Raw genomic sequence first — 19292 nt, forward strand, 5'->3', positions numbered from 1 at the left:
GTTTAGACCCCATCTGACCCAAGACGGACCAACTGGCCGGTGACGACCCTGTGCACCCCCACAGCGACGATTTTGCTGTTCCTGGAAAGCGTGCCGCGGACAAATGAGCGGCCTCTATCCGCATGGATCACCTCAACCGCCTCGCGCGCGATCTTGTAGTCCGGCACAGCAACTTCCGAAGACCGGGGGACGACGGTTAAAAGCGTCCAGAGGCCTCGCGGACCTTCTTTAAGGGCCGTCGTCGGCACCCAGTAACCTTCGGTTTGGATCCACTCCGTCAGAGTAAGCTCAGCCAGCCTGCCGAAACCCGGGGCGGCGGCGCTGCCCTTGAGTTCGAACAAGGACTCAATTGTCCGCGTGCGCGTCTCCAGATCCGGTCTAAGGCCGGACAGCACAGCAGTGTAATTCTCATCTCCGATACGGATTTTGTAGGTGTCTTCTTCCTGAAGCTGATCAACCACTTCCGGCGCCAATCCAATCCGGACGGTTGGGCGGGCGCTTTCAAGCACGCGCAGGACCGCTTGACCCGGCGACACGGTTGCTCCTTCGTCAAGCAGGCGTTCGCCGATATTGCCGTCAAAGGGTGCCCGCAGAACCGATTTGTCCAGACTGATTTCGATTGTCTCGATTGACGCATCTATCTGGGCAAGGGAAGCGTCCAACCGGCTGAGTGTCAGCCTTGCCTCGTCCAGCACCTGGTCGCTTACATGTCCGGAGACCCGCAACTTGCTTCGGCGGTCGAGCGTCAATTGGGCCAGTTCCCGGTCACTTTCGGTCGCTTGACGATTGGCTTGCTGCCGACGGAGCTCTGCCTTGAGCGATCGGATGTCCAGCACCGCGATGATATCGCCCTTTTGAACGCTGCCGCCCTCGTCCACCCGAATTTCGCGAACCGTTCCGGACAGTTCAAATCCGAGGTCCGTCCTGCGCGCCGGCTCCAGCCGTCCAACGAAACTGCGTGTGACGTCGTATCCTTTCTGAAAGTCCGGATTGATCGTGGTCACTTCAGTGAGAGGTGCCGCTTCGACGACCGGTCTTTCCTCTGCCCGCATCTGGATTGTCGTGACACCAACAACCACAGCAACAGCCGCCAGTCCGAGATTGACGGTAAATGTCGCCAGACTTGCAAATCCCCGAGCGAAGAGACGAATACGGCCGGTCTTATGCGTTCCAGCATCCCGCTCATGAATTGTTCCCGACATGCCGCACCCTCACCTTTCGTCCGATTTTCGCGTCTTGCAATCTGCGTTCGCGCGGGCAAATGCCCGAATGTGAACACTACTAACTATGTTACTATTGTTAACATATGTTAGAAGAATTAACTTCCGCAAGGGGATTCGCCGCAAAAAAATCGAAGCATTGAGAATGACCGGAAAAAAAATTCAGAAGAAAAGCGCCTATCATCATGGCGACTTACGCGGTCAACTGATTGCTGCTGCGAGGCGGTTGATCGAAGAACACGGCCCCGACGGGTTCTCAATGTCGGATGCCTGCCGTCTGGCGGGGGTCAGTACAGCAGCGCCTTACCGGCATTTTTCCTCCAAAAACGATCTTTTGACGGATGTCGCCAAAGACGGCCTTCAGCGCCTTGGAGCGGAGATGGAGCAAAGCGCTTCAGAACACCCGCGCGGTTCCATCGAATCGATCTCTGCAATCGGCCGGGTTTACGTGGCATTCGCAATACGGGAGCCGCATACGTTTCGTCTCATGTTCAGCACCAGAAGCCATTCGGGACGGATAGAGGAACTCAAACAGGTTGGACGCGGTTGCTATGGTGTGCTGCTTGCGGAGGTCGCGCGCTATCTTGGTGAAGACGACATCACCGAGTGGGTCATCAAGACAGCATTTCCTCTTTGGACGCAGGTCCACGGACTGTCCTTTCTGGCGATTGACGGCAAGCTGGATGTGACGTCGTTTCCAGTAGACATCAACGATGCGGTTTTGCTGGCGACACAGAGACTGCTTCCGCCACAAGATGAGCGCCAAAAACCTTGACCCGAAAAGGGCCAGCGCATACTCCAGCTTAACTTGTTCAATTTCCGTCCCTGGCTCCAGTTGAGCTCCCGGAGCAAAGAATGCCACAATCCGGCAAACCTCAGCGTATCGGCGCGGTGAAGCAGATCACCAGCCACTCCAATCCGATTGTCAAGGAAATCAAAGGGCTCGTCGCCCAACGCAAGCATCGCAGCCAGTCGGGCATGTTTGTTGCCGAAGGGCTGAAGCTGGCAACCGATGCACTGGAAGCAGGTTGGGATGTTCGCTATCTCGCTCTTGGTCCGGAAGCGCGTGACAACCCCATTGCACAAAAAGCAGCGGCAACCGCCAAGGCACGCGGAGCGCTGATCCTGGAAGTTTCAACGGCTGTCATGTCTGCCATGACGCGCAAGGACAATCCTCAAATGGTTGTTGGCGTCTACGGGCAAAAGATCCTTTCAGCCGGGGAAATTGACTCGAAGGGTTCAAGCATTTGGGTCGCACTTGACCGGATACGAGACCCGGGCAATCTCGGCACGATCATTCGCACGGTTGATGCGGTCGGCGGTTCGGGTGTCATGCTGGTTGGTGATTGCACTGATCCCTTTGCGGTTGAAGCGGTGCGCGCCACCATGGGTTCGCTCTTTCACGTGCCTCTGGCCCGGATGACCAAGGAAGAATTCAAAACCCTGGCGGGCAAATGGCCAGGCACCGTTGCGGCGACGCACCTGAAAGGTTCTGTCGACTATCGGACGCCGGACTACACTGAGCCGGCGCTTCTTGTCATGGGCAATGAGCAGAAGGGACTGGAGGACGACATGGCGGATGCCTGTTCGACGTTGATCCGAATTCCCCAGGTCGGTCAGGCTGACAGTTTGAACCTCGCCGTTGCGACCGGCATTGCCCTTTACGAAGTTCGCCGCAAGCATCTGGAGTTATGACCATGCGCCTTTTTGTTTTCGGTGTCGGCTTTTCCTCAAAGGCCTTCATCGAAGAGACACGGGATCAGTTTGACTGGATCGGCGGCACCACACGGTCTGTCGAAAAGGCGGAAGCCCTCAAGGCGACCGGCATCGAACCTTTCCTATTCGATGGGACGACCCAAGGCGAAGGCATTGCTGAAGCGCTTGCATCGGCGACACACGTCCTTGTTTCCATCGGACCGAATGATGCCGGAGATCCTGTGCTGAACTTGCACGGCGAAGATGTTGCCGCCGGTCGACCGGAATGGATCGGATATCTCTCCACCGTTGGCGTATACGGCAATCACGATGGCGACTGGGTAAATGAGGACACTCCGTGCAAGCCGGTTTCGAAAAGATCCGTACAAAGGGTCGCGGCGGAAAACGCATGGCTGGAATTTGCGGGATCGAACGATTGTCCCGTTCAGGTTTTTCGTCTTTCGGGAATCTACGGCCCAGGCCGAAATGCGTTTGAAAACTTCCGGAAAGGCAAGGCCCGCCGCCTTGTCAAGGCGGGCCAGGTGTTCAACCGCATTCATGTTTCCGACATTGCAGGTGCGGTGTCGCTTGCCATGGCAAATCCTGTAACTCGGATTTACAATGTTACGGATGACGAACCCGCTCCGCCTCAGGATGTGGTCACCTTTGCGGCAGAGCTTCTTGGGATTGAGCCTCCCCCTGAGATTCCCTTCGAGACCGCGGACCTGACACCCATGGCGCGCTCCTTTTATGGCGAAAACAAAAGGGTTTCCAATCAGCGCATAAAGGACGAGCTTGGGTATTCCTTCCGCTTTCCCAACTATCGTGTCGCGCTCCGGGATCTGCACGCCTATATTTAGGTATTATTGCCAGCCGTCAGCTGTGCCGATGGAGGATCTGTCTGATGCGTATTGCCTGGAAGATATTCGGCATTTCCCTCATAGTTTTCGCTGTTATGGCCGCCGCTGCGGCGTTCTCGATCTACAAGATTTTCGAGATCAACACCGAACTGCAACTGATTTCGAAGGTCTATTCGCCGCTGCGCAACGAAATTGCACAAATTGAAGTCGTGACGCTTCAGGAAGAAATCGATCTGGAACGCGCCGAGAAGTATCAGGCGGAGTTGCGGGCGGACCGGTTGGAAGTTCTCAGTTACGACAAGTCTGCCGAAGAAATTGATGCGCTTTTGCAAAATCACCCCGAGCTTCAAACCAGAATAAAGCATCTCGAAGAACGGCTTGCCGAGGATTTCACTAGGTTCGAGGAACACGCCAACAAGGTGGAAGACCTGCTGAAATCAGCGGAGGCACGTGTCAAAGCTGCGCAGGATCAGTCGGCTTCGCTGCAGGACAAGCTGGAACTTGCGGCGCTATATCCAGCGCTTGTGGCCATCGAAACACAGCATAACAATTTCCATACGCATGCATCGACCCTCGTGAATACGGCCGACTTGCCTCCGGCAACACGCGAAAAACTGGAACAACAGCTTGAGCAGGAGGAGGACAAGCTGACAGCGCATCTCGACGAGCTGCACAAGCATGTCAACCAGTTCACCGACCAGGCGATAACCACGGCAGCGCTTCACGAACAACAGGCCCTTTACGCGAGTATCGCCGCAACAGCCTCGGGCGGGGCCCTGGCATTGCTGCTCTCGTCTCTCGTGATCTCCGGCATTCTGCGGCCCATGAAGCTTCTGACTTTGAGTGCAAAGCGCGCTGAGCAAGGAGACTTCAGTGTCGAGCTGGAGCCGCGTTCACAAGACGAAATCGGTACACTGACCCGCAGCTTCAACACCATGGTGGATGGGCTGCGGTCGACGCAGAAGATCAAGGATACCTTCGGGCAATATCTGGACCCTCGCGTCGTGTCCGGCCTGATTGCCGATCATGAAGATGCAACGGCTGGTGAGAAGAAAATTGTCACGGCCTATTTTTCGGACCTGGCGGATTTCACGAGCATTTCCGAGCAGTTCACCCCGTCTGGCCTTGTTCGGGTGCTCAACCGATATCTGGATTTGATGTCTTCGGAAATCACGGATAGGCAGGGCGTGATCGACAAGTATATCGGTGACGCGATCATGGCTTTCTGGGCACAACCGTTTTGTGATGATGGCGGACAGGCGACGCTCGCGCTGGAGAGCGCGCTCCGCAATATCGAGCACATGCAGGCTTTCCAGGAGGAACTGCCGGAATTGACCGGACTTCAGAAAAACCTGCCCCAGATCAGACAGCGTATCGGAATTGCAACCGGAGATGCGGTCATCGGGTCGATCGGATCGGAGAAAACCAAGAACTACACCATCATGGGTGACACGGTGAACCTCGGCGCCCGCCTCGAAAGTGCCAACAAGATCTACGGCACCCAGTTGCTGGTCTGCCAAAGGACACGCGATACAGCATCCGGCATCGAATTCAGGGCCGTCGACAGGATCCAGGTAAAGGGCAAGACCGAACCGACCAGTGTCTTTACCGCCCTGGCGCGTTCAAAGGACATGACCCCTGCCCTGAAAGAGCTGCAAACCACATCCGAAGAGGCCCTTCATGCATTCGCTGCCGGTCTTTGGAGTGACGCGCACAAGCTTTTTGCAACCATTCTTGCCAAAGATCCCGACGACAGAATTGCGCGGGTGTTCCTGAACCGGCTTCAGATCATCGAAACTCAGGGAGTTCCTGACAGGTGGGATGGCGTCTGGCATCTGACTTCAAAATAGCTACGATTTCGAAATGACTGGTGTCGGGTTGGGAAAAGGTACCTTTGCCCAAGTCCCAAATGCACTTGACGGCCGCATCAATGCTCCCCAGCTTGAATGCACGGCTAACCACCTTTCGACACTGAACTCAAATTCTTGAGCGGACAAAATCATGAGCAATTGGAACGTCTATCTTTCGGGTGAAATTCATACAGACTGGCGCGACCAGATTGTGGAAGGGGTCAAGGCACTTGGCCTCCCGGTCACCTTTTCCGCTCCGGTAACCGATCATGCCGCCAGCGACGATTGCGGTGCCAGCATCTTGGGCGGGGAAGACAAGAAATTCTGGTATGATCACAAGGGTGCGAAGGTAAACGCTATTCGAACCCGAACACTCATCGAGAAGGCGGATGTTGTCGTTGTTCGCTTCGGTGACAAGTACAAACAATGGAATGCGGCGTTCGATGCAGGATACGCTTCAGCGCTCGGCAAGTCACTTGTGGTGATGCACGACCCGTCGCTGACACATCCGTTGAAAGAGGTTGATGCCGCAGCACTCGCAGTGACCGAAACGCCGGCACAAGTTGTCGATATTCTGCAATATGTTATCTTGGGCAAGCTGTAGGTCTGCCTTGACATTAATTATTTAGTTACCATACTAATAGAAGCTATGTATTAGCCCGCGCACATTAGCCGGGCAAAAGATCCCTTCCTTATCGGAACTGCAATTCGATGGAAAGCGGTCCTATTAGACTGCGCCACCGGACTTTTATTCCGGATCGGATCTGACGAGTACTTTAGTTTTAACTTCAACATTGTCATCAAGGCGTTGAATTCGGCGTTTATCAAAGCCGTATAAATGCCTTGATACGGAGAATTGGAAAGCAATATCCATGCAACATGGAAACGTAAAATGGTTCGATCAGCGCCGAGGTGTCGGCAGCATCGAACCCGAAGACGGCGAGGACATTCCCGTCGAAATCTCAGCCCTGCACCGTTCGGGCATCGACACTTTGAAAGAAGGTCAGCTCGTTGCCTTTGATCTGGAGTGGCGCCGCGGGCAAATGGTAGCTGAAGATTTGAAAGTCCTGTAAAGTCACTTTCAGGTCTTTCCGAAAACAAGGGCGGTCCGACCGCCCTTTTTTATTGGCAGAACGAGTGACGACATGCAGATAGATACCAGGCTGCAGGAAGGCATTGATGCGCATCGCAGCGGAAATCTCGAAGGGGCCCTGGCGGCATACAAAGACGTCCTGACCGAAAACCCAGACCATGCGGATGGGTTGCATTTTCTTGGACTTCTTCATTTTGAGGCCGGCAAGGCGGATAATGCGGTGATCCTGATCCGCAAATCACTTGAACAAAATTCAAAAAATGCTGCGGCGTACAACAATCTCGGCAATATCCTGAAAATCAGCGGTCAATCCGACCAGGCGCTTGAAGCCTATGTGCGGGCAGTTGAACTGGAACCGCGCCATGAGGATGCCTGGAAAAACATCAGCCTCATGCTTGAGGGCGCCGACAATAATGAAGACCTTCTGCCGATCCTGAAGGAAGTCGTTCGGCTGGACCCGGACAATCCCAACGCCTGGCACAATTACGGTTTGTCATTGATGCTTGCCGGGGAAAAAGATGAAGCTGCCGAGGCCCTGGAGCGGTGCCTTGAATTCGGCTCAGACGTATGGTCGGACCCAGTCTGGCATGCGCGTGTTCTATGTGCGCTCGGGCGACAGGAGCGCGCGGTCAGTCATCTGGAATCGGTTGTCGCGGCCAACCCGGACAACAAAGTCGCGCAGTATCAGCTTGCAGCGGTGCGCGGCGATGCTCTCGACCAGGCACCGGAAGACTACGTCAAAGAGCACTTCGACAGCTTTTCGGAGAGTTTTGACGATGTTCTGAGGAACCTTGGTTATCGGGCCCCGGAACTGGTCGCCGATAAAGTGGTCGCGCTGGCGAAACAGGACAACAAGGTCTTTCAGGACGTGGTTGACCTTGGTTGCGGAACTGGCTTGTGTGGGCCATTGATCCGTGAACATTGTGACAAACTGACCGGGATTGATCTATCGCCCGGGATGCTGAAAAAAGCCAATGCGCTCAATGCCTATGATTTTCTGCTCGAGGTTGAACTTGTCGAGTTTTTGAATTCGGACCTGCCGACCCGCTTCGATCTTGCGGTTTGTGTCGATACGCTGTGTTACCTTGGAGATCTCGGCCCGTTCATGAAAGCCTTAAGCGGGGCACTCAAACCAGGTGGGCTTCTGATCGCCAGCGTCGAGCATTTGGCCGATACTTCAGGTCCGGACTATCGGGTCGACCCGACCGGGCGTTATGCCCATTCACCGGAGTACCTGAAACGCAGCGCAGAAGCCGCGGGGCTCTCCTACACCAAGGAAGAACCGGTTGTTCTGCGCCGCGAACTTGGCAAGGATGTGCACGGACTTATTTTTCATTTGCAGAAGCCTGATGCGCTTACCTCGTAACGGCCCGATCACATCGCCAATCATTTGTCGCAGCAACCGTTGACACTTCAACTGTTGTGCCCACGTGTAAACTTGATAATGTGTCGCCAATTTTAGGACGGAATGCCCGTTCGAAAGGAAATTCAGCATGACGGAATGCAACGTATTATTGGTCTATCCGCGGTTTAACGCCGGTTCCTTTTGGAACTACGGCAAAACCTGCGAGATGGTCGGTGCCAAATATCCGGCACCACCCCTCGGACTGATCACCGTTGCTGCCATGTTGCCGGAGAACTGGAATGTGCGCCTGGTCGATCGCAACACAGGCGAGCTTGAAGAGGAAGACTTCAACTGGGCCGACATGATCATGACCGGCGGCATGCTGCCACAGCAGGCCGATTGCCTTTCCGTGATCCGCAAAGCGCAGGAAAAAGGTGTGCCTGTTGCAGTTGGCGGACCAGATGCCACGTCTTCTCCTGAAGTTTATGAAGCCGCCGATTTTCTTGTCCTTGGCGAAGCGGAAGGTATTTTGAACACGTTCATCGACGCCTGGAACGAAGGTGCGCGCAAGGGACGCTTTACTGCTGAAAAATTCAAGGCCGACGTCACCTCAAGCCCGATCCCGCGATTCGATCTCCTGAAATTCGAAGACTATGTCCAGATCGGCGTTCAATATTCGCGCGGCTGTCCGTTCACTTGCGAATTCTGCGACATCATCGAACTCTACGGCCGCGTGCCGCGCACCAAATCCAACAAACAAATTCTTGCCGAACTCGATCGCCTCCATGAACTTGGCTACCGCGGCCATGTCGATTTCGTCGATGACAATCTGATCGGCAACAAGCGTGCCGTTAAGGGATTTCTTCCCGAATTGGCGGCTTGGCAGAAAGAACGGAACTATCCGTTTGAAATGTCAACCGAAGCCTCCCTCAATCTGGCGGATGACGAAGCGCTTCTGAAGATGATGCAGGATGCCGGGTATTTTTCTGTCTTTATCGGCATCGAGAGCCCGGACCCGGAAGTTCTTATCGCAACGCGCAAGAAACAGAACACGCGCAGGGATATCGCCAAGAGCGTTCACAAGATCTATGACGCCGGGATATTTGTCCTGGCCGGCTTCATTGTCGGCTTCGACGAAGAGAGCGACAAGGTTGCAGACGAAATCTCAGCCCTGATCGAAGAGGCCGCCATTCCTGTGGCCATGACGGGCCTTCTCTATGCGCTGCCCAATACTCAGCTGACGCGCCGACTTGCCAAGGAAGGCCGTCTGCACGCGGACTTCGGCACGGACGACCCGGACACGGTCCATGGTGACCAGTGCACTGCCGGCCTCAACTTCACCACCGTTCGGCCCCGCGAACAGATCCTCGAAGATTTCAAGATGGTCATCGATAGGGTCTACAGCCCGGAAGCCTATTTCAGGCGCGTTCAAAAAGTCGCGGAAATGCTGGACATGAAAGGCGCCAATGGTTCGATTTTCGGCGCAGGTTTTTTCCACGACATGAAGCAATTCGGCAAGTTGATGTATGCCATGACCTTCGAGGAAACGACCTATCGCGGCCCGTTCTGGAAAACCCTGGCAAAAACGGCCTTCACGAACTTCCGAGCACTCAAGCCTGTCATGATGATGCTTGCGCTCTACGTTCACCTTGGTCCGTTTTCCCGGTTCGTCATGACGCAAATCGATCAACAGATCGCGGATATCGAAAAGGGCAACTGGGAACAGCCAACGCTGGTCGCCGCAGAGTAGTTGCGCTAAAGCACTCCGGTCCGATCCAAAACCCGACCAGGAAGGCTTTGTGAGAACCGGTCTGTCAAAACGCAGCGCGCTTGGCTTCATACTCGTAACGCTGACCATCAATTCGATGGGCATCGGGCTGATGATGCCCGTCATGCCATCTCTGCTGACCGAGCTGACTGAATTGCCTGTCAGCGATGCCGCGCGCTGGGGCGGCGCCCTGAGCGTTGTCTACGCTCTCATGCAGTTTGCGTGCGGCCCGACCCTTGGCGGCCTCTCTGACCGGTTCGGGCGGCGTCCTGTGCTGCTTGCTTCCATGTTTGCCATGGCCGTGGACTATCTCATCATGGCACTGTCCTGGAGCCTGGTAATTCTCTTCATCGGCAGGACGCTTTCTGGAGTGGCTGGCGCTACGTTCGCGGCCGCATCCGCCTATATCGCCGATGTCTCCTCGAAAGAGGATCGCGCCAAGAACTTTGGCCTGATTGGTGCCGGTTTCGGTGTCGGTTTCGTGCTTGGGCCCATGATTGGCGGCTTTCTTGGCGAGTGGGGGCCGCGTGCACCGTTTTATGCTGCGGCCGCACTGTCGTTTGTCAATTTTCTGTTCGGTTATTTCGTCCTGCCTGAAACACTCAAGGAGGAAAACAAACGCAAATTTGAATGGAAGCGGGCCAATCCTCTCGGAGCCCTGAAACAGATCGCCAATTATCCTGCGGTCAGAACACTGCTTCTTGCAGTCTTCCTGTTCGATATCGCGCACTACGTCTACCCGGCTATCTGGAGCTACTATACGGAGGAAGTGTTTCGATGGAGCCCCGGCGACATTGGCCTGTCCCTGGCATTTGTCGGCATTGGCTTTGCCTTTGTTCAAGGATATCTCATACGCGTCCTGGAACCGAAACTCGGACCGGGTAGAACGCTTTTGGTCGGGCTGGTTGCCAATCTGATCGCGTTCACAGGACTATCCTTCGCGGATTCCGGTTGGATGGCCTATGCCATGGTCGCGTTCGCCTCCTTCGGTGCTCTGGCGACACCCGCCTTTACTGGTCTCATGTCCAATCGTATTCCGGACAACGCGCAGGGTGAACTGCAAGGCCTGATCTCCAGCGCGGCAGGCCTTTCCATGGTTTTCAGCCCATTTGTGATGACGCAGGTCTTTTCCCATTTCTCCGGACCGGATGCGGCCGTCTATTTTCCAGGCGCTCCTTTTGCCCTTGCAGGTCTCCTGATTCTGGCATCCATGCTGATCGCCCTGCCCTTCATGCGGCTCCAGCAGAAACCACCGCCTGGCGCTCAACCGGAAGAGAAAGAAAACCCGGCAGAATGACATGACAGATCCGCTGCATAACCTTGCCCTGGACGGCCCACGTCTTGATCCGCTCGCTGGCAATACTGCACGCCAACTGGTTGTCTTGCTGCACGGGTATGGTGCGGATGGCACCGACCTCATCGAACTTGGCCACGCTTGGCAGGATCTGTTGCCAGAGGCTGTTTTTGTCGCCCCGAATGCACCTGAACCATTACCTTTCGAGGCTTTTGGCGGACGCCAATGGTTTGCCTTGGCGGAACACTCTTTGCGCGAGTACCGAATTGGAGCCGAAGCCGCGCAAGCGATACTTGACAGATTTCTGGACACAGAACTCCGTCGGTATTCCTTGGACGACACCTCCCTTGCGCTTGTGGGTTTCAGTCAGGGCACAATGATGGCGTTGCAGTGCGGACTTCGCCGCAGGTTTTCACCTGCTGCCATTGTTGGATTTTCTGGCCTGCTGCCAGGTGCAGACTGTCTCGGCAACGTGAAAACCAATTGCCCCATACTAATCGTGCATGGCACTGAGGACGATGTCGTCCCCTGTTATCATGCCGACGCCGCCCATACCGCGCTCACCAAGGCAGGGATTGCGTGTGACTTGCACAAGCTCACCGGCCTTCCCCACAGTATTGACGAACGCGGCCTGGCCTTGGGTGGTCAATTCTTGAAAGACCAGTTTTTCAGAGCTTCTTAGCCGGAGCCAATTGGTTAATGGCCTGTTAACCCTATTGCGCGATCCTCTAAGGACCTTTGCCGGCCCAGGACGGGCCGGGAGCCGAGGATCCATGCACGATGCAGATTTCGATCGAAACCACCACCCAGAGCGCAAGCCTTTTCTCAGCCAGCTTCTCAAATGGCGTCCAGGATGGTCCGAAAGGCCATGCTCACGGTCATGAAATCGGCCAGCGCAAAGGACAGCAGGCCGCACCGGCAGAAAGCCTCCTGGAAGCTGCAAGCAAAAAAGCCGAGGAAGATGCGGTGGTGATTGCGGCGCTGCAAGCGGCCGTCGAAAAGGGCAAAGGTGAAGACGAGGAAGATGCCAAAGAGGGTGCTTTGGCAACCGTTGAGGACTATCAGAAAACGGCGGGCAAGCTGAAGGTAGCTCTGGGCGAAGAGACTTCGGGGCCATCGGCGTCTGTTGCCTATGAAAGTGCGACGATCTCAACAACAACGATTGAAGCAGAAATCGGCGGTGAAACCTTATCTGCTCAATTCGTTTCCTTCGAGCGGGTCTCCTTCGACAGCGAAACCGGACTATCCGTTCGCTCCGCCAGTGCGTCGACAATCGAAGGTGACTTCGGGAACAGCTCTTTCAGCTATCAGAGCGCATCTGTGAGCGAGCTATATGCGGGAAACAGTGAACAGGTATCCAACCTGCTGGGAACCATCGCCTGATCGCAGGCAAGTCTTTCGTCTTATGAGCCGCCATTGACGAAACATGCGGCACAGCACCAAACCCCGCTGATCAGCGGGGTTTTTCCGTTTGAACTTATCTAGATTGCGTTGGCACAGACAATGTGCCTAAAGGTCAGCAGCAACGGGAGAAACCTGATGATTACCTGTTACATCAAGTATGAGATCAATCCGGCGAAGCTCAAAGATTTTGAAGAATATGCGCGGATGTGGATCCCGCTCGTGGAAAAATTCGGCGGCACACACCACGGCTATTATCTACCGTATGAAAGCCCAAGCGATCTTGCAGTGTGTCTCTTTTCCTTCCCCTCTCTGGCCGAGTACGAAGTCTATCGTGCCGAAAGCATGAAGGATGCGGACTGCCAAAAGGCATTTCAGTTCGCGGAGGACACAGCCTGCATAAGGCGCTACGACCGCCACTTCCTGCGCCCGGTGACCTGAAATCAGCAAAACCCGCAGTCATTCGCGAATGACTGCTGTCCCGGGTTTGCCCCGGGACCTCATGTTTTTCCGGTCATAGCCACTGCGTGAAAGCCACCTGGCAGAAACAGCCCGCTTGATCAGGCCTTCTTCAGGTAAGCAACCAGAATATCCAATGCGGCTTGAAGGTCCGACTTATGGATCATTTCGGTGACCGTGTGGATGTAGCGCGTACCGACGACGATCCCGACAGCCTTGGCTCCGGCTGCGGCCTGCTGGGCAGCAGCGCCGTCCTGGCCACCGGCCGCCAGCATCGTGCGCTGGAACGGGACTTTTTCTTTTTCCGCCAGCGCCTCAAATTCCTTCACCAGATCCCGGTCGGCAATGAAACTTGAATCCTTCACATGAAGGCCAAAACCCGCGCCCTGAACCGTGGTCCGATCCTGCTCCGGAACGCCCGGTGTATCGCAGGAAAGGGTCGTATCTATGCCAAGGCCGATATCGGGCTTTATGGCAAAAGACGCGGTGCGCGCTCCACGCAGACCAACCTCTTCCTGACAGGTGAAGGCAACGTGGATTTCACAGGCATGCTTGACTTTGCCCAGTCCCTTGATCGCCTCAATACCCAGCCAGCAGGCAATGCGGTTGTCGAGCGCTTTTGAGACGATCTTGTCACCGATTTCAATCAAAGGTTCGTCCATGGTGACCATGTCACCTACCTTGATGACGTCCTTGGTCTTTTCTCCAAGGCCAAGATCAATCACAAATTCCTTGGGTTCCGGAATCTTTTTGCGTTCTTCCGGCGAAGAAATGTGGATCGGTTTGCCACCCGGGTTCATCACGCCCTTGTAGTCACCCTCATCGGTGGACACGAGCACGCGCCTGGAGAACAGGTTGCGCGCGTCAAATCCTCCAACCGGCTGGACATGCGCGAAGCCCTTGTCGGTGACATGAGAGACCAGAAACCCGATCTCGTCCATATGACAGAGCAGCATGACCTTCTTCGGATCGCCCTTCTTCGAGGCCTTGCGACTGTTCCGCTTGCACAGAAGCGAGCCCATGGGATCGACCGTCACTTCGTCGAACAGATCCTTGATTTCGGCCTGGATCAAGTCGCGAACGCGGTGTTCGTGACCCGGCACACCCGGTGTTTCACAAAGGTTGCGGAGCAGTTCGATATTCATGGGGCATCCTGTCGGGGTTGATTTCCGGATCCAATCCTATGCCAAAATCCCCACACGGATAAAGAGCATAAGCGGCAAGAAACAGCGTAAAGCAGTAAAATAGACCTGACTTTTTTGAAGATAACCCCTGCTACGCCTTAACTGATTGGTCGTCAAATTCGCAATTTCGAACACGCAGTTTGTGCTTTGCCATTGCGGTGTCGTATTTTATCGCGAAAAATTGTTCCTAGATAAAAAAGACGCCTATCGCTTCTGCGAAAAGACGTAGCCCCTTTCGATTAGACCACTCGGGGACGGATCATGGCCCAGAAAAAACGTTTTATTCTCTCTATAGATGGCGGCGGTGTCCGCGGCCTTATTCCATTGCGTATTCTTGAAACGCTTGAAAACAGGCTTAACCAGCGCGGTGTCGGCGCGGGCTTGCACAAGGTTTTCGACCTGATGGCAGGCACCTCCACCGGCGGCTTGATTGCCGCAGGTTTGAGTGCACCGCGTCCTGGTGGCAGCATGGGTGAAGCCGCAGCGACGATTGCCGAGCTCAGAGCGTTCTACGAACGCGACGCGCGCGATATCTTCAACAACTCGATTACGACACGACTGGCGCGAGCCGTCACCAACCCTTATGGCCTTTTTGATGAGACCTATGATGCACGGCCGCTTGAAAAGCTCCTGAAAGAGCGCTTCGGATGGACCTCCATGGCCAGTGCACTCACAAAGCTGGTTCTGACAGCTTACGACATCGAACAGCGCAAGGCCGTATTCATGACCAACGGGCTGGAGGAAAATGGCAGTCGTCCCGACGACTACTATTTCTGGCAGGCTGTGCGCGCGACCACGGCAGCGCCTTCCTTCTTTGAGCCCGCCAAGGTTGAAAACCTGACCCGCAAGCGAGATGAAGCGCTCGTCGATGGCGGCGTCTTCATGAACGACCCGGCCGTTGCCGCCTATCTCGAGGCACGCAAGATCGGGTGGGATCAGGATGAGATCGTCATTCTGTCGCTCGGGACCGGTAAAGCGCCCGAAAGGCCCTTCCCTTATAAGGAAGCCATCGGCTGGGGAGGCCTTGGCTGGATGCAGCCCTCAAAAGGTGTGCCGATCCTGTCGATCTTCTCCGACGGACAGAGCCAGACCGCAGCCTATCAGGCGGCACATCTGTTCGGTGATCTGCCGAATGTCACCTATTACCGACTGAATGCGGAACTCGCGCCGGACGGCGAAGACATGGACAACGCCCGGCCCGGCAACATCATTGCCCTGAACGGCGCAGCCGACGTTGTCATTCGTGACAACACGATATTCCTCGATGAATTTGCCGACATGTTGAAAGAGCACGCGGAAAGCAGGGAAACGGATGCAGGACCGGCCGAATTAGTGCATGCTGCCTGAAGCAAAAGGTGGAACCGGGCGCCGGAAACCCCTCCGGCGTGCACTGGCTCCACAAAGGCATTGATGCACGAGGTTCCAAAGTGGTCATGGACTGGAGACCGGCAGCCAACAAATTGAGTCCTGCAATCGCCGCATGCGCAGGAGCTCTATTATTCGTTCTGTCGACCCCGGCGCTGGCGGCCGTTGTCCCTGTTCCAGCCGTCAAACCGGCAACCGCTGACAAGTCGCACTATTCACCGAGCCTGAAGGTCATTGCGGGCACGCCTGTGCCCGCACGAAAGCGCGCCGTTCCTGAAGGTTACATTGCCAGCAAACCCGAACTGGTGCTTTATCCCGATTTTCCGGCCAAGAACTATTTCGGAGCCGCGAACGGTCCGGCCTCATTGAAGGCACGTGCCATAGGCTCTTACGCGAAAGGTTGTCTTGCCGGCGGGACGGTCCTGCCCGCCGACGGTCCGACATGGCAGGCCATGCGACTTTCCAGGAACCGTAACTGGGGTCACCCTGAACTGGTCGCCTACCTGAAGGATCTCGCCGCAGATGCACCAAAGGTCGGCTGGAACGGCCTCTTGGTTGGTGATCTGGCACAGCCTCGAGGTGGACCTATGCTGTCCGGTCATGCAAGCCATCAGATCGGCCTGGATGCCGATATCTGGCTGAGAGAAATGCCCAACCGGCGCCTGAGCGCTGAAGAGCGTGAACAGATCTCGGCAATCTCCATGTTGAAAGGTCCACTGGATGTCAAAGGCGCCGATCGCCGTGTCGATCCGAACAAATGGACTGACGTTCACGCTCGGCTGATCCGCCGGGCCGCATCCGACAAGCGCGTCGCCCGTATTTTCGTCAATCCGACGATCAAGAAGGCCTTGTGCGAATTTGAAAAAGGAAAGAACCGGGCTTGGCTTCGAAAAGTTCGGCCTTGGTGGGGACACCATTATCATTTCCATGTGCGGCTATCGTGCCCGGCCGGCAGTGTCGGGTGCAAAAATCAGAACCCGCCGCCACCCGGCGATGGCTGTGGCGAACATCTGACCTATTGGTTGTCCGATGAACCCTGGGTACCGAAAAACCCGCCCAAGAAAGGCGAAAAGCCGAAGGTCGTGAAAAAGCGGCCGATGGCATTGGCCGCTCTTCCCAAGGACTGCCGGACAGTGCTGAAAGCAGACTAGCGTTCCGGAGCTGGCGCCTTTTCATCGAGCACCTTTGTCAGAAACACCAGATCCAACCAGCGTCCGAATTTGGTTCCGATCTGCGGCAAGTGTCCTGTGACTTCAAAACCGAGCGCATGGTGCAGTCCAATAGACGCTGCATTGTCACCGTCAACCACGCCGACCAGTACATGATATCCATTTGCCGTTGCCGTCGAGATCAGCTGCTTCAGAAGCGTGCGTCCAACTCCCTGTCTTTGCACCTTCGGATCAACATAAACCGTGTGCTCGGCCGTCAGACGGTAGCCCTCCTTGGCGCGGAAAGATCCGTAACTGGCAAAACCGGCGACGCTGCCCGCTTCCGTTTCCGCCACCAACACAGGCAGACCTTCCAGTTGGCGGCTTTCAAACCAGCTGGTCCGTTCTTCCAGGGTTTCTTCCTGCGTTGTCCAGGCAGCCGTAGTCTCTCTGACGGCGTGATTGTAAAGCGCGAGGATGTCGGGAAGGTCTTTCGGGTCGGCATTGCGAATTTTCATCATCGATCTCATGTCTTTTTCGTGCGTATTCCCGCACTGCGCGGCCATTAAAGCCATAGTCTGGCACAGCGACAGACACATCATGTTTTGGACGCTCTTGCTGCCGTCAATTCACGTATTGACGGCGGTTTGCATTGAATGGTGCTTCAAGGAAAAAGTTGATCGTTAAAAAACCAACCGATTTCGGCGCTCAAAGTCCTCAATCCACTAGGCGAAATCGAATTGCAGTGGTAAAGGGGCGGCCATGACGACGAAGACGCTTTCCAACATCAGAAACTTTTCCATCGTAGCCCATATTGATCATGGCAAGTCGACTCTGGCTGACCGGCTGATCCAGATGACCGGCACGATGACCGATCGGGAAATGACCGAACAGGTCCTCGATTCCATGGATATCGAGCGAGAGCGCGGCATCACGATCAAGGCGCAGACGGTTCGGCTCATTTACAATGCCAAGGACGGCGAGCAATACACGCTGAACCTGATCGATACACCCGGCCACGTGGACTTTGCCTATGAAGTCTCCAGATCCCTGGCTGCCTGTGAAGGCTCATTGCTGGTGGTCGATGCGTCTCAGGGCGTTGAGGCCCAGACTCTTGCCAACGTCTATCAGGCCATCGACAACGACCACGAGATCGTCACCGTCCTGAACAAGATCGATCTGCCTGCTGCCGAACCTGATCGCATCAAGGAGCAGATTGAGGACGTGATCGGTATCGACGCGTCGGAAGCCTGCATGATTTCGGCCAAGACCGGTCTTGGTGTCGAAGATGTTCTGGAAGCCATCGTTCAGAAGCTTCCAGCACCGCAAGGCGATCCGGATGACACGCTCAAGGCGATGTTGGTCGACAGCTGGTACGACACCTATCTCGGTGTGATGGTCCTTGTGCGCATCATCAATGGTTCGCTCAAAAAAGGCCAGAAGATCAAGATGATGGGAACTGGCGCGTCTTACGACGTCGACAGGGTCGGTGCCATGACGCCGAAGTTCCTTCAGGTCGAAGAACTGAAAGCCGGTGAAATCGGCGTTCTTACCGGCTCGATCAAGGAAGTTGCCGATACGCGCGTCGGTGACACCATCACGCTCGACAAGAAACCCTGCGCTGAACCACTTCCAGGCTTCAAACCGGCGCAACCGGTCGTCTTCTGCGGGCTTTTCCCGGTTGATGCCAATGACTTTGAGGACCTGCGCGCAGCAATGGGCAAACTGCGCCTCAACGACGCCAGCTTCTCTTTCGAGATGGAAACCTCAGCCGCACTCGGCTTTGGTTTTCGCTGCGGCTTCCTCGGGCTGCTGCACCTGGAGATCATCCAGGAGCGTTTGTCGCGCGAATTCAACCTCGATCTGATCGCAACCGCACCGTCCGTTGTCTACCAGATTTCCCTGACCGACGGATCGCAGCTGGATCTGCACAACCCGGCCGACATGCCGGACATCGTGAAAATCTCCGAGATCAGTGAACCGTGGATCCGCGCGACCATCATGACACCGGACGACTACCTTGGTGGCATCTTGAAACTTTGTCAGGAGCGTCGCGGCATTCAGGTCGAACTGTCATATGTCGGTTCTCGAGCCATGGTCGCTTACGACCTGCCGCTCAATGAAGTCGTGTTCGACTTCTACGACCGATTGAAATCGATCTCGAAGGGCTACGCCTCCTTCGACTATCAGTTGTCCGACTATCGGGCAGGCGATCTCGTGAAGATGTCCATCCTCGTCAACGAGGAACCGGTCGACGCGCTTTCGGTTCTGGTACACCGCAGTCAGGCCGATCGGCGTGGGCGGGCGATGTGCGAAAAGCTGAAAGAGCTGATCCCGCGGCACATGTTCAAGATTCCCATTCAGGCGGCGATCGGAGGCAGGGTCATTGCCCGCGAAACCATCTCCGCCATGCGCAAGGATGTGACGGCCAAGTGTTACGGCGGCGATGCCACACGCAAGCGCAAGCTCCTGGAAAAGCAGAAGGCCGGCAAGAAGAAGATGCGCCAGTTCGGCAAGGTAGAAATTCCGCAGGACGCCTTCATCCAGGCCCTGAAGATGGAAGAGTGAGAAAGCGGCTGGTTTTCTAGGTTGCCAATGTTCCAGTGATAC

The 19292-nt window shown here is 55.5% G+C and carries 18 protein-coding genes; 15 read left to right on the plus strand and 3 right to left on the minus strand.

Translation table 11 applies throughout. The features are described 5' to 3' along the window. Nucleotides 1-2: 2 nt before the first annotated feature. Nucleotides 3-1202, minus strand: coding sequence for an efflux RND transporter periplasmic adaptor subunit (locus Q0835_RS09540; protein ID WP_298822093.1), 1200 nt, complete (start codon nt 1200-1202; stop codon nt 3-5). A gap of 163 nt (nt 1203-1365) precedes the next feature. Here Q0835_RS09540 and Q0835_RS09545 point away from each other — a divergent pair, with 163 nt between their 5' ends. From Q0835_RS09545 to Q0835_RS09600, 12 genes are all read left to right on the plus strand, one after another. Continuing rightward, nucleotides 1366-1995, plus strand: a complete 630-nt coding sequence (locus Q0835_RS09545) for a TetR/AcrR family transcriptional regulator (protein WP_298822092.1) — start codon at nt 1366-1368, stop codon at nt 1993-1995. Nucleotides 1996-2075: 80 nt separating this feature from the next. Next, on the plus strand, nt 2076-2915 hold the full coding sequence (locus Q0835_RS09550; RefSeq protein WP_298822091.1) for an RNA methyltransferase: 840 nt from the start codon (nt 2076-2078) through the stop codon (nt 2913-2915). Between the two features lie 2 nt (nt 2916-2917). Then, nucleotides 2918-3775: an SDR family oxidoreductase gene (locus tag Q0835_RS09555; protein WP_298960636.1), complete on the plus strand. Its 858-nt coding sequence runs from the start codon at nt 2918-2920 to the stop codon at nt 3773-3775. Nucleotides 3776-3819: 44 nt separating this feature from the next. Continuing rightward, a complete protein-coding gene (locus Q0835_RS09560) occupies nt 3820-5625 on the plus strand; it encodes an adenylate/guanylate cyclase domain-containing protein (protein WP_298960639.1) in 1806 nt (601 codons plus the stop codon). A 151-nt stretch (nt 5626-5776) separates the two neighbouring features. Continuing rightward, nucleotides 5777-6229: a YtoQ family protein gene (locus Q0835_RS09565; RefSeq protein ID WP_298960642.1), complete on the plus strand. Its 453-nt coding sequence runs from the start codon at nt 5777-5779 to the stop codon at nt 6227-6229. Between the two features lie 268 nt (nt 6230-6497). Further along, nucleotides 6498-6698: a cold shock domain-containing protein gene (locus tag Q0835_RS09570; protein ID WP_298822087.1), complete on the plus strand. Its 201-nt coding sequence runs from the start codon at nt 6498-6500 to the stop codon at nt 6696-6698. Between the two features lie 72 nt (nt 6699-6770). After that, a complete protein-coding gene (locus Q0835_RS09575; RefSeq protein ID WP_298960645.1) occupies nt 6771-8084 on the plus strand; it encodes a tetratricopeptide repeat protein in 1314 nt (437 codons plus the stop codon). 127 nt (nt 8085-8211) lie between these two features. Then, complete coding sequence (locus Q0835_RS09580; protein WP_298822084.1) at nt 8212-9813, plus strand: B12-binding domain-containing radical SAM protein; 1602 nt, start codon at nt 8212-8214, stop codon at nt 9811-9813. Between the two features lie 49 nt (nt 9814-9862). Continuing rightward, a complete protein-coding gene (locus tag Q0835_RS09585; protein WP_298822083.1) occupies nt 9863-11128 on the plus strand; it encodes a TCR/Tet family MFS transporter in 1266 nt (421 codons plus the stop codon). A 1-nt stretch (nt 11129) separates the two neighbouring features. Next, nucleotides 11130-11807, plus strand: a complete 678-nt coding sequence (locus Q0835_RS09590; protein WP_298960648.1) for a dienelactone hydrolase family protein — start codon at nt 11130-11132, stop codon at nt 11805-11807. Between the two features lie 98 nt (nt 11808-11905). Beyond that, nucleotides 11906-12508, plus strand: coding sequence for a hypothetical protein (locus tag Q0835_RS09595; protein WP_298822081.1), 603 nt, complete (start codon nt 11906-11908; stop codon nt 12506-12508). A gap of 156 nt (nt 12509-12664) precedes the next feature. Then, nucleotides 12665-12967 carry an NIPSNAP family protein gene (locus tag Q0835_RS09600; protein WP_298960651.1) on the plus strand — a complete coding sequence of 101 codons (303 nt, stop codon included), beginning with the start codon at nt 12665-12667 and terminating at the stop codon, nt 12965-12967. A 119-nt stretch (nt 12968-13086) separates the two neighbouring features. On the opposite strand, the gene Q0835_RS09605 is transcribed toward Q0835_RS09600, so the two are convergent. Further along, the gene (locus tag Q0835_RS09605; protein ID WP_298822079.1) at nt 13087-14130 is read right to left on the minus strand and encodes a M20/M25/M40 family metallo-hydrolase; all 1044 of its coding nucleotides are present in this window, start codon (nt 14128-14130) and stop codon (nt 13087-13089) included. A gap of 300 nt (nt 14131-14430) precedes the next feature. On the opposite strand from Q0835_RS09605, the gene Q0835_RS09610 reads away from it, so the two are divergent. Beyond that, nucleotides 14431-15516 carry a patatin-like phospholipase family protein gene (locus Q0835_RS09610; protein ID WP_298822078.1) on the plus strand — a complete coding sequence of 362 codons (1086 nt, stop codon included), beginning with the start codon at nt 14431-14433 and terminating at the stop codon, nt 15514-15516. 38 nt (nt 15517-15554) lie between these two features. Further along, nucleotides 15555-16685 carry a penicillin-insensitive murein endopeptidase gene (gene mepA / locus Q0835_RS09615; protein WP_298960655.1) on the plus strand — a complete coding sequence of 377 codons (1131 nt, stop codon included), beginning with the start codon at nt 15555-15557 and terminating at the stop codon, nt 16683-16685. On the opposite strand, the gene Q0835_RS09620 is transcribed toward mepA, so the two are convergent. After that, nucleotides 16682-17200, minus strand: coding sequence for a GNAT family N-acetyltransferase (locus Q0835_RS09620; RefSeq protein WP_298960658.1), 519 nt, complete (start codon nt 17198-17200; stop codon nt 16682-16684). The two genes, mepA and Q0835_RS09620, sit on opposite strands and share 4 nt — an antisense overlap. A gap of 244 nt (nt 17201-17444) precedes the next feature. On the opposite strand from Q0835_RS09620, the gene lepA reads away from it, so the two are divergent. Next, nucleotides 17445-19250 carry a translation elongation factor 4 gene (gene lepA, locus Q0835_RS09625; protein WP_298822075.1) on the plus strand — a complete coding sequence of 602 codons (1806 nt, stop codon included), beginning with the start codon at nt 17445-17447 and terminating at the stop codon, nt 19248-19250. The last annotated feature ends 42 nt before the right edge of the window (nt 19251-19292 follow it).

It is taken from the genome of uncultured Roseibium sp., from assembly GCF_947499295.1.
GTDB lineage: Bacteria > Pseudomonadota > Alphaproteobacteria > Rhizobiales > Stappiaceae > Roseibium.